Annotated in this window: 13 protein-coding genes; 4 read left to right on the top strand and 9 right to left on the bottom strand. The window is 36.4% G+C overall.

All coding sequences use genetic code 11. The annotated features are described in order from the left end of the window. Nucleotides 1-22: 22 nt before the first annotated feature. The 3 genes from GOQ16_RS09270 (at nucleotide 23) to GOQ16_RS09260 (ending at nucleotide 2,981) form a co-directional block, all read left to right on the top strand. Nucleotides 23-1,744 (top strand): RagB/SusD family nutrient uptake outer membrane protein, encoded by a 1,722-nt coding sequence (locus GOQ16_RS09270; RefSeq protein ID WP_240140992.1) that lies wholly within the window; start codon nucleotides 23-25, stop codon nucleotides 1,742-1,744. Nucleotides 1,745-1,839: 95 nt separating this feature from the next. Continuing rightward, a complete protein-coding gene (locus tag GOQ16_RS09265; RefSeq protein WP_160069027.1) occupies nucleotides 1,840-2,496 on the top strand; it encodes an HAD family hydrolase in 657 nt (218 codons plus the stop codon). A 50-nt stretch (nucleotides 2,497-2,546) separates the two neighbouring features. Continuing rightward, nucleotides 2,547-2,981 (top strand): Dabb family protein, encoded by a 435-nt coding sequence (locus GOQ16_RS09260; RefSeq protein ID WP_160069026.1) that lies wholly within the window; start codon nucleotides 2,547-2,549, stop codon nucleotides 2,979-2,981. A gap of 55 nt (nucleotides 2,982-3,036) precedes the next feature. Here GOQ16_RS09260 and GOQ16_RS09255 read toward each other — a convergent pair whose 3' ends face one another. The 5 genes from GOQ16_RS09255 to GOQ16_RS09235 form a co-directional block, all read right to left on the bottom strand. Continuing rightward, complete coding sequence (locus GOQ16_RS09255) at nucleotides 3,037-4,557, bottom strand: S41 family peptidase (RefSeq protein WP_160069025.1); 1,521 nt, start codon at nucleotides 4,555-4,557, stop codon at nucleotides 3,037-3,039. Nucleotides 4,558-4,702: 145 nt separating this feature from the next. Beyond that, on the bottom strand, nucleotides 4,703-5,689 hold the full coding sequence (nrdF, locus tag GOQ16_RS09250) for a class 1b ribonucleoside-diphosphate reductase subunit beta (protein ID WP_160069024.1): 987 nt from the start codon (nucleotides 5,687-5,689) through the stop codon (nucleotides 4,703-4,705). An 87-nt stretch (nucleotides 5,690-5,776) separates the two neighbouring features. Continuing rightward, nucleotides 5,777-7,882, bottom strand: coding sequence for a class 1b ribonucleoside-diphosphate reductase subunit alpha (gene nrdE / locus GOQ16_RS09245; protein WP_160069023.1), 2,106 nt, complete (start codon nucleotides 7,880-7,882; stop codon nucleotides 5,777-5,779). Continuing rightward, a complete protein-coding gene (nrdI, locus tag GOQ16_RS09240; RefSeq protein WP_160069022.1) occupies nucleotides 7,842-8,246 on the bottom strand; it encodes a class Ib ribonucleoside-diphosphate reductase assembly flavoprotein NrdI in 405 nt (134 codons plus the stop codon). Before nrdI ends, nrdE begins: the two co-directional genes overlap by 41 nt. Nucleotides 8,247-8,273: 27 nt before the next feature. Then, complete coding sequence (locus GOQ16_RS09235; RefSeq protein WP_149913789.1) at nucleotides 8,274-8,510, bottom strand: glutaredoxin family protein; 237 nt, start codon at nucleotides 8,508-8,510, stop codon at nucleotides 8,274-8,276. Between the two features lie 448 nt (nucleotides 8,511-8,958). Between GOQ16_RS09235 and GOQ16_RS09230 the strand changes: the two genes are divergently transcribed. Further along, entirely contained in the window at nucleotides 8,959-11,361 is a 2,403-nt protein-coding gene (locus tag GOQ16_RS09230; RefSeq protein WP_160069021.1) for an alpha/beta hydrolase family protein, read from the top strand. Between the two features lie 59 nt (nucleotides 11,362-11,420). Here GOQ16_RS09230 and GOQ16_RS09225 read toward each other — a convergent pair whose 3' ends face one another. The 4 genes from GOQ16_RS09225 to GOQ16_RS09210 all read right to left on the bottom strand — a co-directional run. Further along, nucleotides 11,421-11,948 carry a DUF2911 domain-containing protein gene (locus tag GOQ16_RS09225; RefSeq protein WP_160069020.1) on the bottom strand — a complete coding sequence of 176 codons (528 nt, stop codon included), beginning with the start codon at nucleotides 11,946-11,948 and terminating at the stop codon, nucleotides 11,421-11,423. A 10-nt stretch (nucleotides 11,949-11,958) separates the two neighbouring features. After that, complete coding sequence (locus GOQ16_RS09220; RefSeq protein ID WP_160069019.1) at nucleotides 11,959-12,135, bottom strand: hypothetical protein; 177 nt, start codon at nucleotides 12,133-12,135, stop codon at nucleotides 11,959-11,961. A gap of 140 nt (nucleotides 12,136-12,275) precedes the next feature. Next, nucleotides 12,276-13,529, bottom strand: coding sequence for a threonine ammonia-lyase IlvA (gene ilvA / locus GOQ16_RS09215; RefSeq protein ID WP_160069018.1), 1,254 nt, complete (start codon nucleotides 13,527-13,529; stop codon nucleotides 12,276-12,278). Between the two features lie 169 nt (nucleotides 13,530-13,698). Next, on the bottom strand, nucleotides 13,699-14,372 hold a 674-nt coding region (locus GOQ16_RS09210; protein WP_204987458.1), incomplete at its 5' end, for a hypothetical protein.

The raw sequence follows: 14,372 nt of genomic DNA, 5'->3' as shown, positions 1-14,372 counted from the left end.
TTGAAATTTTGATATTATGAAAATGCGATTGATATATATAGCCTGTTTAGCCACAGGGCTATTATTAAATAGTTGTGGAAAAGATTTTTTAGAAAAAACACCACAAGGCCAATTAGGCGAAGGTCAAATATTAAATGGTGAGGGAATTGAAGCGGTTTTACTTGGAGCTTACAGTATTATGAATGGTAATGTAAGTGGATCATGGGGTAATTATGCGGCAGCACCGAGTCAATGGGTATTTGGAGAAATAACTTCTGATAATGCGCATAAAGGTTCTGAAGAAACAGATCAGCCGAATATGAATCTCCTTGAGAAGATGAACCCTAATCCTGCAAATGATAACTTGACTACGATGTGGCAGGTTTATTTTGAAGGAGTTTTACGATCTAATACAACATTAAAAGTGTTAAAGCAGGATCAAGAAGGAAACAAAGAAATATCCGACGCACGTGCGTTAGAAATTCAAGCTGAGGCAAGGATGTTACGTGCACATTATTATTTCTTTATGTGGCGTGTCTTCCGCAATTTACCGTGGATCGATGAAACAGTGACATTAGAAGAATCGAAGACTAAGCCAAATGATACAGATATCTATGACAAAATTATAGAAGATGTAAAATTTGCAGCCGACAATCTACCACTCACAAAAATAAAGGGTGAGGCTGGGAGAATGGACAAAAATATTGCTAAAGCGTATTTGGGAAAATTATATTTATACCAAAAGAAATTTGATTTGGCCTTGCCATTATTTAAAGAGGTTATTGCAGGCAAAGATCTAACGAACATGCCATTTGAGGATAATTTTGATGTAGAAAAAGAAGATGGTCCAGAGGCATTATTGGTATCTAAACATGCTATAAACCCTAATGGATCAGCGGATAATGCGAATGTAGGTGATATGCTGAGTGGTATTTATGCTGCTCCCGTAAGTTGTTGTGGTTTTTATCAACCTACAATAGATTTAGTGAATGCTTATCGAGTAGATGCAAATGGTTTACCTTATTTGGATGGCGAATACAGAACAAGTCCTTACGTGTCTGATTATGGCCTTACGGCAGCTCAAAAAGAAAGTTATAAGTTGGATGTGACGCTGCGAGTGGATCCTCGCTTGGACTATACGGTAGGTAGACGTGGCGTTCCATTTTTAGATTACGGAATAATGCCTGGTGATGCTTGGATACGTAAATCTGAGGGGTATTTACAACCTGATGCAGGCCCTTTCGTAGGTATAAAAACTATGATTAAGGAAAGTCAATTTGGGAACAATGCTGTAGCAGGAGAAAGTTATATTACGGGTTTGGATGTCAACATAATGCGTTTAGCTGATGTTTATTTAATGGCAGCTGAATGTGCGATAGAATTAAATGATCTACAAACAGCGCTAACCTATGTGAATGCCGTACGTAACCGTGCAGCTAAACTTCCAGCAAAAATGGTTAATGGTCAACCTGTGGCAAATTACCAAGTGAAGCCCTATCCTAATTTCTCAAGTCAAGATTATGCACGTAAAGCAGTTAGAATGGAACGTAGACTGGAACTGGCAATGGAAGGTCACCGCTTTTTTGACTTAGTGCGTTGGGGTATAGCAAAGAGTGTACTTGAAACCTATTCTACCTTTGAGGGGACATATATTCCTTTCTTTAGAGGATTAGTATACAATCCACACAATGATTATTTCCCGATACCACAGACCGAAATCGATCGTAGTGGAGGAACACTTAAACAAAACGAAGGTTATTATTAATCATTTTACAGCCTTTCCGAATCGGAAAGGCTTTTTTACAACAATATAACGATGAAGCTTTAGTGTTCCACGACATAAATTCCGACCTTTGTGCTATGAAATTATCTCCCGTAAAAGCCGTATTATTTGATTTGGATGGCACATTAATTGATTCCGAATACTTTTATTTTAGCAATTGGTCTCCAATATTGTTCGAACAATTTAATTTAGATATTACTTACGAAGATTGGATTCGTGATTTTGCTGGCCATACACTTGTTCGGAATGTTGCCTTTCTAAAAGAGAAATTCGGTATTGATACCACGCAGGAATTCATGTGGACATCGACCCGAGCTAATTATGCGAAGGCGGATATGACGACGATACGATTGATGCCTCATGCTAAGGAAATACTAGATTTATTAAAAAGTAAAGGACTACGTATTGCTTTAGTGACATCGAGTTACAAGACGACTGTTGATACTGTATTAGGTCATCACCAACTATTAGATTATTTTGAGTTTTTTGTTACTAGGGAATCAGTTGAGAATCCCAAACCGAATCCCGAACCTTATCTATTAGCAATACAGAAATTAGGCTTGGCTACAGCGGAAATAATTGCTATTGAAGATACGATCACGGGATATACTGCGGCAACGGCAGCAGGATTAAATTGTGTTGCGGTAACGAAGCATGAAACAGAAATTAATCGTTTGTCGAATGCCAAATTTTTAATAAAAGATTTATCAAAACTTTCAGATCTACTGGGTTAAAATATTTTTTTTAGTATCTTGCTGGAAATGAACTACCTAACAAAATCCTTATGAAAAGAAGATTCTTTCTTGGCGCTGGTATCGCAGGTTTGTCAACAAGTTTGTTGGCATCTTGTACAGCTAACAATTCCAAAGACGAAAAAGCGGATGTAGCGAACAGCAGTGCAGCTGGTAATATTATTCATCAAGTCTATTTTTGGCTTAAAGAGGATATTACAGCAGATGAAGAAAAAGATTTTTTAAACTTTTTCCGCGCATTAAAAACTATTCCTGGCATTAAAACTTTCATCGTTGGAAAGCCGGCACCTACTAATCCACGACCAGTCGTTGACAATTCATTCTCTTACAGCATTACGGTAACGTATGATGATTTGGACGCAATCAATGTTTATGAAGTACATCCTATTCACTTGGATGCCATTGAAAAATACAATAAATATTGGACGAAGGTTGAAGTAAAAGATTCGGAAATAATAGATTTATAATAATAAAGCGCGGACTTAAATTTTTAAGTCCGCGCTTTGAATAATTTCCTATTGATTATTTTAGTTTTAAGGATTCACTTTTGAATTTAAACATTCCCAGATCACTTGCTCTATTGCTCTCGATAGATTTTATGAGATGTGTGTTATTCACACGTTGTAAATCTTTTGCGGTCATTGCAGAACGTGTACCCGTTGAATAGGCTCCAGTTTTAATATGGGAAATTGCTTCTGCAATAAATCCCTCTTCTACATCTCCAAAGTCTTTGAAGAAATTTTCTTTAGTTATTTTGTTTGGAGCCAAACCATTGTAATAGTCTCCAAAATTAGCCGCATTGAACATTTGGAATGAGGTCGCATAAAGATCTGCAGCAGCAGCTTCTTTGCCAATTGAATAACCCCAAAATCCTACTGGTTTACCATATGTGTTTTCTGAACCTACTACTTGTACATCCATATAAGGTTTTAGAGAATTAATAAGTAATTCACTTGCTGATGCAGACGAACTTGTCACTAAGAAATAAACTTTGGAAAGAGCTAGATTACCTTTTTTACTGAAATCCACAGGAGCAAATCCTTTCATAAATTCTTTATCCTGCTCAAGAAATGAGTTGAGTTTGTAGTAATACATTCTTTTACCAGTTGCAGTGCTTGGGACAATTTTATTAGCTAAATATTCAGCAGTTAGTGTAGAACCACCACCATTATATCTCAAATCTACAATCAAATGCTTTACCCCTTGTGATTCAAAAGAAGCAAATAGCTTCTCAAAGTCGGTTTGTAAAGGAGTTGGTGCGTTTTTATCGTTCACAATACTTAAAAACGAACTGAAAGCGAAATAACCAACCTTATTATTGTCAATATCTTTTACCCACGATGATAAGATAGGATTGATGGAATATTGTACGCTATTTATCGTTTTCTCAAACTCTTGACCGCCAGGAGTTCTCCACTTCACTTTCATGGACTCTGAATTTAATGCATCATTGATGCCTTTAAAGTTTTGTGCTCTTTGCGTATTGTAATCGATTTTTGTATTTCCATCGATACTTAGGATACGATCACCTCTGCGCAAACCTGCCAAATACGCTGATGAATTTAAATCAACCATTCGGATATATAAATCCGCATTGTTTTGGGCTGTTTCTTGAGTCTGCAAATAGAAGACATATATACCATAACTCGTCGATCGTGCATTTTGTATTTCTTCACTTACTACGCCTTGTCTATCCAGGAAACTAAATCTGTCGATAGGTTTTCCTAAAGCATCTTTAGGTGTCATGCCGATCAGATAATCTAAAACATTCTCAGCTTTCTCATAATTTTTTGTGATGTTTCTAACTTTTACAGAATCCAGTAGATCATTAATATTAGTAGGGACAATGTTATTTTGCCACAATGAGAATAATTTTGTGAAATAAAGAGTCGAATCTTTTAAATAAGCCTCTGCAGATCTATCCCAATTATTTGATGGACCAACTGGTTCGGGCTCGGGTTCTGGAGTTGAGGTACTTGTTTTTTCGCAACTATTTAAAGTTATGAATGCAATAAGAGATAATGTAAATAGTAGACCTTTCATTAGGATTGTAAATTAGTGGACTTTAGTTTCTGTATTGAAATGTAAGTTAGCTATTTTTTTATAAAATTTTAATTTTCAAGTAAAAAAAACTCCCTGCCAGTATTTCTGAAAGGGAGTTAAAAATCGCTTTATTGAATATAATTTCTTAAATATCTACAGAAGCATCCATTTCGAAATCATCGTGCATTAAGTGGACAATTTCAGTTGCTTTTTCGTAGTTGGTAGATTTCTTAGAGAAGAAATCATGTTGTGTTGTCTCCGTATTCAACCCGTTCAATACGATTGGATTGACTTGCTTCACTTCGAATATTGGTTCAAAACCTAAGTTCATCAACGCTTTGTTACCATTGTAACGCACGTATTCTTTTACTTCAGCTGTCAAGCCAACTACCGTATACAATTCTTCTGTATATTTTACTTCGTTTTCGTAAAGGTCATTCAACAATTTCAAGAACTTCGCTTTTACTTCCTCTTTGTTTGGCAATTTAGCAAAAACTTCTTGGGCAATTAAACCCACGAACACACCGTGGATAGATTCGTCAGCTACGATTTTTTTGATAATATCCGCAGATGCTACCATTTGTCCTTGACCACATAACCATAATGGCAAGAAAAACCCTGAGTAAAATAAGAACGATTCTAACAATACGGAAGCACCTAATGCCATGAATAATTCTTCATCCGTAGGATTTTCTTTATCAATAGCGCGATAATACGTGTCAATCGTCGAAGCTTTGAATTGTAAGAATTTATTTTGCGATACCCAACCAAATACGTCATTAATCTCATTGGTAGTCGATACGGTAGAGAAGATCGTAGAATATGACTTTGCGTGGATAGCTTCCATCATACACATGTAAGACAATACCGCTTTATTTTGTAAAGAAGAGATATGATCAATGATCTTTGGCATACCTGTGTGACTTTGAAGTGTATCCAATAAAGTCAATCCGCCAAGCGCTTTTTTGTAACATTCTTTCATGTCCCAGCTTAAACCTTTCCAACTGTCAATATCTTTGGAAGGAATGTATTCGGTATCAATCCAGAATTGCTTAATATTTTGTTCCCAAAACATTAAAGCGTAATCATTATCAGGTGTATTCCAGTTTACTGCTGTATATTGCTTACTCATTATTTGAAGTCAAAAAATTAAAAGTAAAAAGTAAAATATGAATAAGCTAAAGATTTAGCTTATTCATATGATGTATAAAATTTTAGGTTATGCCGAACATGAGATACACTCATCGATCGAAGACTTGCGTGTACGTGTGTAGTACAATGATTTCAAGCCCAATTTGTGCGCATAGATATAATATTTCGCCAAGTCACGTGTTGAATCTTTTGAATTCGTGTGAAGAATAGTCGAAACACCTTGGTCGATGTGGCGTTGGATAACAGAAATCAATTTCAACACTTTCATTTGATCCATATCGTATGCTGACTTGAAGTAGAAATAATTATCATTTGTCAAGTAAGGCATAGGGTAGTAGGTCGTACTATCTCCGTATTCACGTACTTCGATGATGTCTACGATAGGCATTACAGATGCTGTAGCATTCATAATGTATGATGTCGATTGATTAGGAGCAATAGCCAAGCGGTACGCGTGGTAGATGCCGTGCTCTTGTACTTGTGCTTTTAAGTTGTTCCAATCCTCGATTGTAGGTACGTGTACACCCTCAAACAATTCTTTTACTTTATCCGTTTGAGGCAAATAATCTCTTTCTAAGTATTTGTCAAAATATGCTCCTGAAGCGTAGTCAGATTTTTCGAATCCTACGAAAGTACGTCCGCGCTCTTTAGCAATCTCCATTGAAGCTTCTAAAGAGTAATAGTTCATCATCATAAAGAATGTATTCGCAAAATCCAAGGCTTCACGAGATTCATACATGATAAAGCTTTTCGCTAAGTAACCGTGTAAATTCATGGCTCCTAAACCTACAGAGTGTAGTTCTCTGTTTGCTTTAGCGATAGAAGGAACCATGGCGATATCAGTCACGTCAGATACAACAGTAAGTGCGCGCATCGCTGTTTTCACAGATTCTTTGATACGCTTATTGTCCATTACCGTGGCAATGTTCAATGAACCTAAGTTACATGAGATACCATAACGGATTTGATCTTCTTTACCGTAGATTTCAATATCTGATACTTCAGACACTTGCATGATCTCTGTACAAAGGTTAGAGAATTTTACTTTACCAATTCCATTCAACGCATGGGCACGGTTGGTATTCTCTTTGAAGAAAATATATGGATAGCCAGATTCTTTTTGAGTCTGTGCTATTTTCACTAACAAGTGACGTGCATTGACTTTCTTTTTCTTCACATTTGCGTTGGTAATCAATTCATCATACCATTGATCCATGTCCATTTCATCCAAATATTGACCGTATTCTTGGTATACTGTATGTGGATAGATCAAGTAGCAAGGCTCATCTTTTTCAGCCAATTCCATGAATTTATCCGGAACGATGATACCGATAGAAAGCGATTTTATACGTACTTTCTCGTCCACGTTGATTTTCTTACAGTCTAAGAATTCTTCGATGTCCGAGTGGAAAATATTTAAGTACACTGCTCCAGCACCAGGACGTTGACCCAATTGGTTGGCATACGAGAATGTATCTTCCATGATTTTCATGATTGGAAGAACACCTCCTGCGCGACCGTCTACGCCTTTGATAGCTTCGCCACGTGCACGAATTTTAGAAATATTGAATGAAACACCACCACCGATAGATGATAATTTCATTGCTGAATCTACCGCATAACCAATACCATTCAAGTTGTCACCGATTTCATCTAAGAAACAGGAAACCAATTCACCAGAACGTTTTTTACCAGCATTCAAGAATGTCGGGGTAGCAGGCTGATATTCTTGATTGATCATAATTTCGGCGTACTCGATAGCTTTTTGTACACCTTCTTCTCTAGCTAAAAATAGCGAAACAGCAACAACGCGATCTTCATAGCGCTCTAAGAATTTCTCACCTGAGTCATCACGAAGTGCATAACTTTGGAAGAATTTGAAAGCAGCCATAAAAGATGCAAAACGGAATTTTTTTGCGCCTACATATTTGTAAACTTGTTCCATTTCTTCAAATGTAAACCATTCGTAGAAATTGATGTAATAATTGTGCTCAATAAGATAATCAACCTTTTCTTTAAGCGTGTAAAAGAACACTGTATTCTTATTCACGTACTCCAAGAAATAAGCACGAACAGCTTCCTTGTCTTTGTGCAAGCTGTACTCGTCCTCATGTTTGATCATGATTTCGTTATTAAGCAATATCCAGTTTTTTGCTACCTCGTTTGCTATCATAATATTGATTCTTAATTATGTCTATAAATTGATTAATGTCTTCCATTGTTCCCGAAAGCTCAAATTTAAAAGCCAACGGAATTTCGAATAATGCAGCTACTTTATCGCCCGCCACACCAAAATTTCTGCCCCAATTGCGGTTGCCGCTGGAAGTTACAGAAAATAGTTTTGTGCTATTTTTCGATGCAAAATCTTCTGTTATCTCAGGAATCTGACCAAAATTAGTCGTAAAGGTGACTAAGTGACCTTCCTCCTCGATATGCATATCTTTTTGTATGCGAATCGCTGTCCATCCAGTAATCTGTACGACTTTATCAATAAAGCGTTGTACATTTCCTGTTTTTGTGTCGTAATATAATACCATAGATAGGTAGTTCTAATGATAAATATTCTATTCTGATACAGCCGTCTCTAATTCTTCAGGTTTGAATCCGATGATACGGTGTTTCACTTCTTCACCATCCAATACAATTACTGTAGGCACCGTACGTACTTTAAACTTAACTGCCAACTCTGGCTCATCAAATGGATTGATCGTTTCATACGAAATACCTTTGTTATCTAAGTACGCCGACACTTGTGCGCATGGTGCACAATCGTTTTTTTCGAATTTAATGATTCTTGCCATGTTGTATATTAAGTTTGATAGTAATTCGTATCCAAATTTTACTGACTTGGATAAAATATTACTGAAGTTTGTAAATAAACGCTGCGATAGCAGATGAGTTTCTGCGATCCTTTAACAAATATCATATATTTTGGTTCCAAGCGGTAGTTATACTTTTCCACATTATCCACATCTCGGAATCTAAAACTGCGTTAGTAGAGTTGTTTTATTTGCAAAACCCTGTTAACCAGCATTAATTGGGTGTGGATAACTTTAAAAATTGGAATTATTAACAAAATTTAGCAACGCTTTTCGAATAAAATTTCATTGTAAAAAAATAAATTTTATTAGCTAGTCTGTCCTTTATTTACTATATTTTTACACCATAATCTACCAAGATTTTGAAAATGATAATTCAAATGTACTTATTCATTAAATATCATTTCAACGATTCCATTTTTATAAAATTATGAAAAAACTATCTATTTATTTTTTGCTATTCCTCGGTACAAATGTATTCGCACAAGAAAGCATTACTTTTCAAAAACCTTCTTCTGAAATTCTTGCTTTGGCGGATTTTCAACGTCCTCCATCCGTGAGTTTAAGTCCAGATAAATCTTGGGTGTTATTAAGTTATAGACCTACTTACAAGACTTTGGAGGAATTGGGACAAGAGGAAATCCGACTGGCAGGATTGCGTATCAATGCAAAAACCAGAATTTCGAGTACAGAAAATTATTTCCATAATATTCGAATTCGCTCAGCGCAAGATGGGAAAGAATATGATATTGCAGGCTTACCAGCGAATGCCTTGATTTCAAATATTTCATTTTCATTGGATAGCAAATACATTGCTTTCACGCATACCAATGATTCTGGGGTTTCACTTTGGTTATTGGACATCGCTGCTAAAAGTGCAAAGCAACTGACAGATTATGATCTGAATGCTGTATTGAATGATCCTTATCAATGGTTACGCAATTCACAAGGATTTCTAATTAGTAAATCTCCCGCTAATAGACCAGCTCTAATCGATCACAGCAAAGATCTGCCTACTGGCCCTGTTGTATCTACGAGTGAAGGTAAAGTTTCACAATTGAGAACATATCAAGATTTGTTGAAAAATCCGCAAGATGAGCAAGATTTTGTTTCTTTAGCGACAGCGGAATTGTATTGGATTGATTTGCAGGGACAGCAAACCAAATTTTTGTCTGCTGACTTGTACACCCAGGCTAATGTCTCTCCAGATGGAAAGTATGTTTTAGTTTCGAAACTCAAAAAGCCTTTTTCATACGTTGTTGCCTACAATTCATTTCCGCAGGAAGCGAATGTGTATGCTATAGATGGTTCGTTGGAACAAAAAGTAAATGAGACACCACTCATGGAAATCATGCCTAAAGGATTTTCTTCAACGCGACCAGGCAAGCGTATGTTAACTTGGCGTGCGGATAAGCCGAATACTTTATTTTTCGTGCAAGCATTGGATGGAGGAGATGCCAGCAAGCCTGCTGATTTTAGAGATGAATTATTTACTTGGGAGTATCCATTCTCTGCTGAACCAAAATCATTGACAAAAGTTAAAGATCGTTTTGCTGGAATTATTTGGGGTAACGATACGTATGCGTTGGTGTCTTCAAGTTGGTATGATACACGTAATTCTAAATCTTTCGTGTTAAATCCAACAACAGGAGATGCAAGATTATTAATTGACCGAAACAGTCAAGATGTGTATTCACATCCAGGAGCTGTACACCGTGAAAGAAACCAATTCGGAACTTTTAGTATGTTCCTTAATAAGGATAAAACGTATTGGGTAGGAGCGGGTCATACCAAAGAGGGGGAGTTTCCTTTTATTGATGAATTGGATTTAAAGACCTTAAAGAAAAAGCGAATTTATACAGCGCCCTCTTCAGATTTGCAAGAACGCATAGCCGAAGTAATTGATATTACAAAAGGAGATATTTTAATTTCTTTGCAGTCAGCAAAGCAATACCCGAATTATTATACAAAGAACATTAAATCAGGTAAACAAAAAGCTGTTACAGCGATCGAAAATCCTTTTAAAAGTTTAGAGGCGGTTCACAAGGAAGTGTTGAACTACAAGCGCAATGACGGTGTGGAATTGTCAGGTACGTTGTATTTGCCAGCTGGATATGAATTTACGAAAAAGGAAAAATTGCCACTCTTGATTTGGGCTTATCCGCGTGAATATAAAGATAAGACAACCGCGGGACAGAGTACAGCTAATCCAAAGGAATTTACTTTTCCGAGTTATGGTTCATTTATTTATTGGGTGACCAAAGGTTATGCTGTTTTGGATAATGCTGCGTTCCCGATAGTAGGAGAGGGAAAAGCTGAACCAAACGATACATTTATTCCACAGTTGGTAGCGAATGCAGAGGCTGCGATTAATGCAGTGGATGAGTTAGGTTATATTGATAGTAAAAAAGTTGCTGTTGGAGGCCATTCTTATGGTGCTTTTATGACAGCTCATTTGTTATCAAATTCTAATTTATTTGCAGCGGGTATTGCGCGTTCAGGTGCGTACAATCGTACATTGACGCCTTTTGGTTTCCAATCGGAGCAACGCAACTTTTGGGATGATCCGCAATTGTATATGACAATGTCTCCTTTTATGAGTGCAAATAAAATGAAAACACCAATGTTGTTGACACATGGTGCGGCAGATAATAATCCAGGAACTTTTACCATGCAGACAGAACGATATTTCCAAGCTTTGAAAAATCTTGGTGCGCCTGTTCGTATGGTAATTTTACCACGCGAATCGCACGGTTACGCCGCAAAAGAAAATATATTCCATTTGTTGTGGGAGCAAGACCAGTTCTTAGAGAAATATTTGAAAGGGAAGTAACATAAAATTAAGAATGGCTGGAAATTTTCCAGCCATTCTCTCTTTAATTACTGCAAAGGCTATTTTGCAATTTTTACTGTTATAGGGATTATCATTTCTCCCCACGCTAAATTTATTTTTCCAGCAGGATCAACCGAAATGGTAAACTGTTCTACCGAAGATTTACCTTTCGAATTTTTAACTTTCACACGCAACTGATCGTCTTGATCTGTATATCTTACTCCCCAACCTTCTGACTTTTTACTAAAAATAACCGTTGTTTCGGTTTGCCCTGGAATAGTCCAAAGACCGTACTTGCCTTTTGGCAATGCTTGACCTTCAACCAATACATCCTTATCAAATGCAATTGAAGTAATTTCATTGGCGCCTGTGCGCCATACTTCCCCGAATTTGGCAAGGTCAACGCCCAATTGACGTCCTTTCAATGAAGGTTTGCTGTAATGAATGGTAATGTGGACACCATCTGCCGTAGTGACATGCACTGAATCTGCAGGGCTAGGTCGCTTGGTTTTGTCTTGTTGTGCAAAGACGAAACTCGTCGAAATAAAGGCAATGATAATTGCCAATATGCTTAATTTTGATTTCATAATAGTTGATTTATTCGTTATTTGTGGAATTGTTATCTCTTTGCGAACTATTTCTTCTTGCACCCAGATTCGGTAATCCTTGATGTCTCTTCATCGTTTTAGTATCCATAAATTGTTTGTCGGAAGTCGGATTCCCCATTTCTTTATTTCTACTCTTGTCTTGGGCTGTCGTAATTTTATTTTTCATAGCTAAATAGTTTAGTTTATAAGCTTCTACCTATTTATAACGTCTGAAAAACTAAATTGTTCATTCATAGACTAATGGTGTATGAATATAACAAAAAAAGCTCAGGATTTCCTGAGCTTAAACATTTGTAGCATAGTTTTTTACACCAAATATTCAAATAATGTTTGGTCTTTATTAATTTCGATGAAATCGAATTTGTAAGCTTTTAAGCGTTCAATGAATGGAATATAATCTTTTGGACTATTCAACTCAATTCCGATTAACGCAGGACCGCGTTCACGTTCAGTTTTCTTGATATATTCAAAACGCGTAATATCATCTTTTGGACCTAAAACCTCAGTCACTAACAAACGTAAAGCACCTGGTCTTTGCGGAAAGCGTACAATAAAGTAGTGTTTGAAACCTTCGTAAAGCAACGACATTTCTTTTATCTCGCTCATACGATCGATGTCGTTATTACCTCCAGACACTACACAAACTACTTTCTTTCCTTTAATTTCTTCTTTGTGGAATTCCAATGCAGCAATTGCCAAAGCGCCAGCCGGCTCTGCTACGATAGCATCTTTGTTGTACAATTCTAATATTGTCGTACAGATTTTTCCTTCGGGAATAGATTTGACAGAATCCAATAATTGAGAACTGATATCATACGTCAATTGACCTATTTTCTTTACTGCAGCACCATCCACAAATTTGTTGATTTGTTCTAGTTCAATTGGGCCGCCATTTGCTAAAGCAGCTTGCATCGAAGGCGCACCTTCGGGCTCTACGCCATACAATTTAGTGGTAGGTGAGTATTTGCGCATGTGATAACTCACGCCTGAAGATAAACCACCACCACCGATAGGTAAGATGATAGCATCCACATCTGCAAGATCTTCCAAAATTTCAACAGCGACTGTTCCTTGTCCTTCAATGATTTCTAAATCATCGAAAGGAGGGATGAACGTCATATTATATTGCGCACAATAATCTAAAGCTGCTTTTTGACAATCGTCAAAAGTATCTCCTGTCAAGATGATTTCAATGTTGCCATTGCCCCACATTTCTGTTTGGGTTATTTTCTGACGAGGTGTCGGACCAGGCATAAAGATGACACCTTTGATGTCTAATCTTTTGCACGATAACGCTACACCTTGCGCATGGTTTCCAGCACTTGCACAGACTACACCCGCTGCACGTTGTTCTGCGGATAAGGAAGATATTTTGTTGAAAGCGCCACGCAATTTGTACGATCGTACAACTTGTAGATCTTCTCTTTTTAGATAAATATCCGCACCATATCTTTCGGACAAATGTATATTGTATTGCAAAGGAGTCCTTGTCACCACATCCTTGATTCTTGCCTTTGCTTGTATAGAATCGATTGGCAAAGTGTTTAAATCTACACTCATTATGCTAATTTGTTACTTTTAAGATTGAATATTTCAAATTTAACAATATAAACCTAAATACTATTAGCATTTTAGCAATTAATTGCTGTGAGTAGATGATTATATTTAGTTGGGAAAATTTGAATTTCTTTTGTTGTAATATATGCCGTTTTATCGGGTAAAATTTTTTCTAACTTGCAATTGTCTGGACAAACACTTTCCAAACTTCTGTTTTGGGAATTGTAAAAAGTAGTAGAACTTCAATTATCCAGCAGCAAAGAAACAGTAGATATGGACTTTTTATGATACTATATTTATATTTAAGCTTTTCATAAATTAAGATAGAGACGCTTACCATAATCGGTAAAATAACTGCTACCATTATACCTAATCCTGGTTTTAAAGGATTAAGTAAGCGCGATAATCCAGGATTTAAAATAACTAAGGAACAAGCAATAATAAAGGCTACGTGCCATCTTATATTTTTTCTGTTAATCATTGCAATACTATAATAAACTAGTATGGATATTACATCGATGAAACCTACAAAAGCTGTTAATGATGCCAATTCTGGCTTTTTTAGGTATATAATTTTCACCTGATGTAACACCATAAAGACTATAGTAATCACTAGAATAGGTATCAAGATATATCCTGCTTTACCAATGATGCGGTGTAAATTGTAATTCCTCTTTTTGATAAGAATTGGTTGTGCGATTAGTACGCCAAACCAAACGACAAAAGCCAAAAAATGTATATGAATAAGTAATGGAAATTTACTAAAATCAGGAAAATATTTCAGATACGAAGAATAAAATCCCGCCAATGAAATACACATAATTAGCATAAATGCAATGATTAATA

The organism is Sphingobacterium bovisgrunnientis (genome assembly GCF_009829085.1).
GTDB classification, from domain to species: domain Bacteria; phylum Bacteroidota; class Bacteroidia; order Sphingobacteriales; family Sphingobacteriaceae; genus Sphingobacterium; species Sphingobacterium bovisgrunnientis.
Note: the sequence above shows the minus strand (reverse complement) of the source record. Positions and strands in the feature narration are given on the sequence as shown.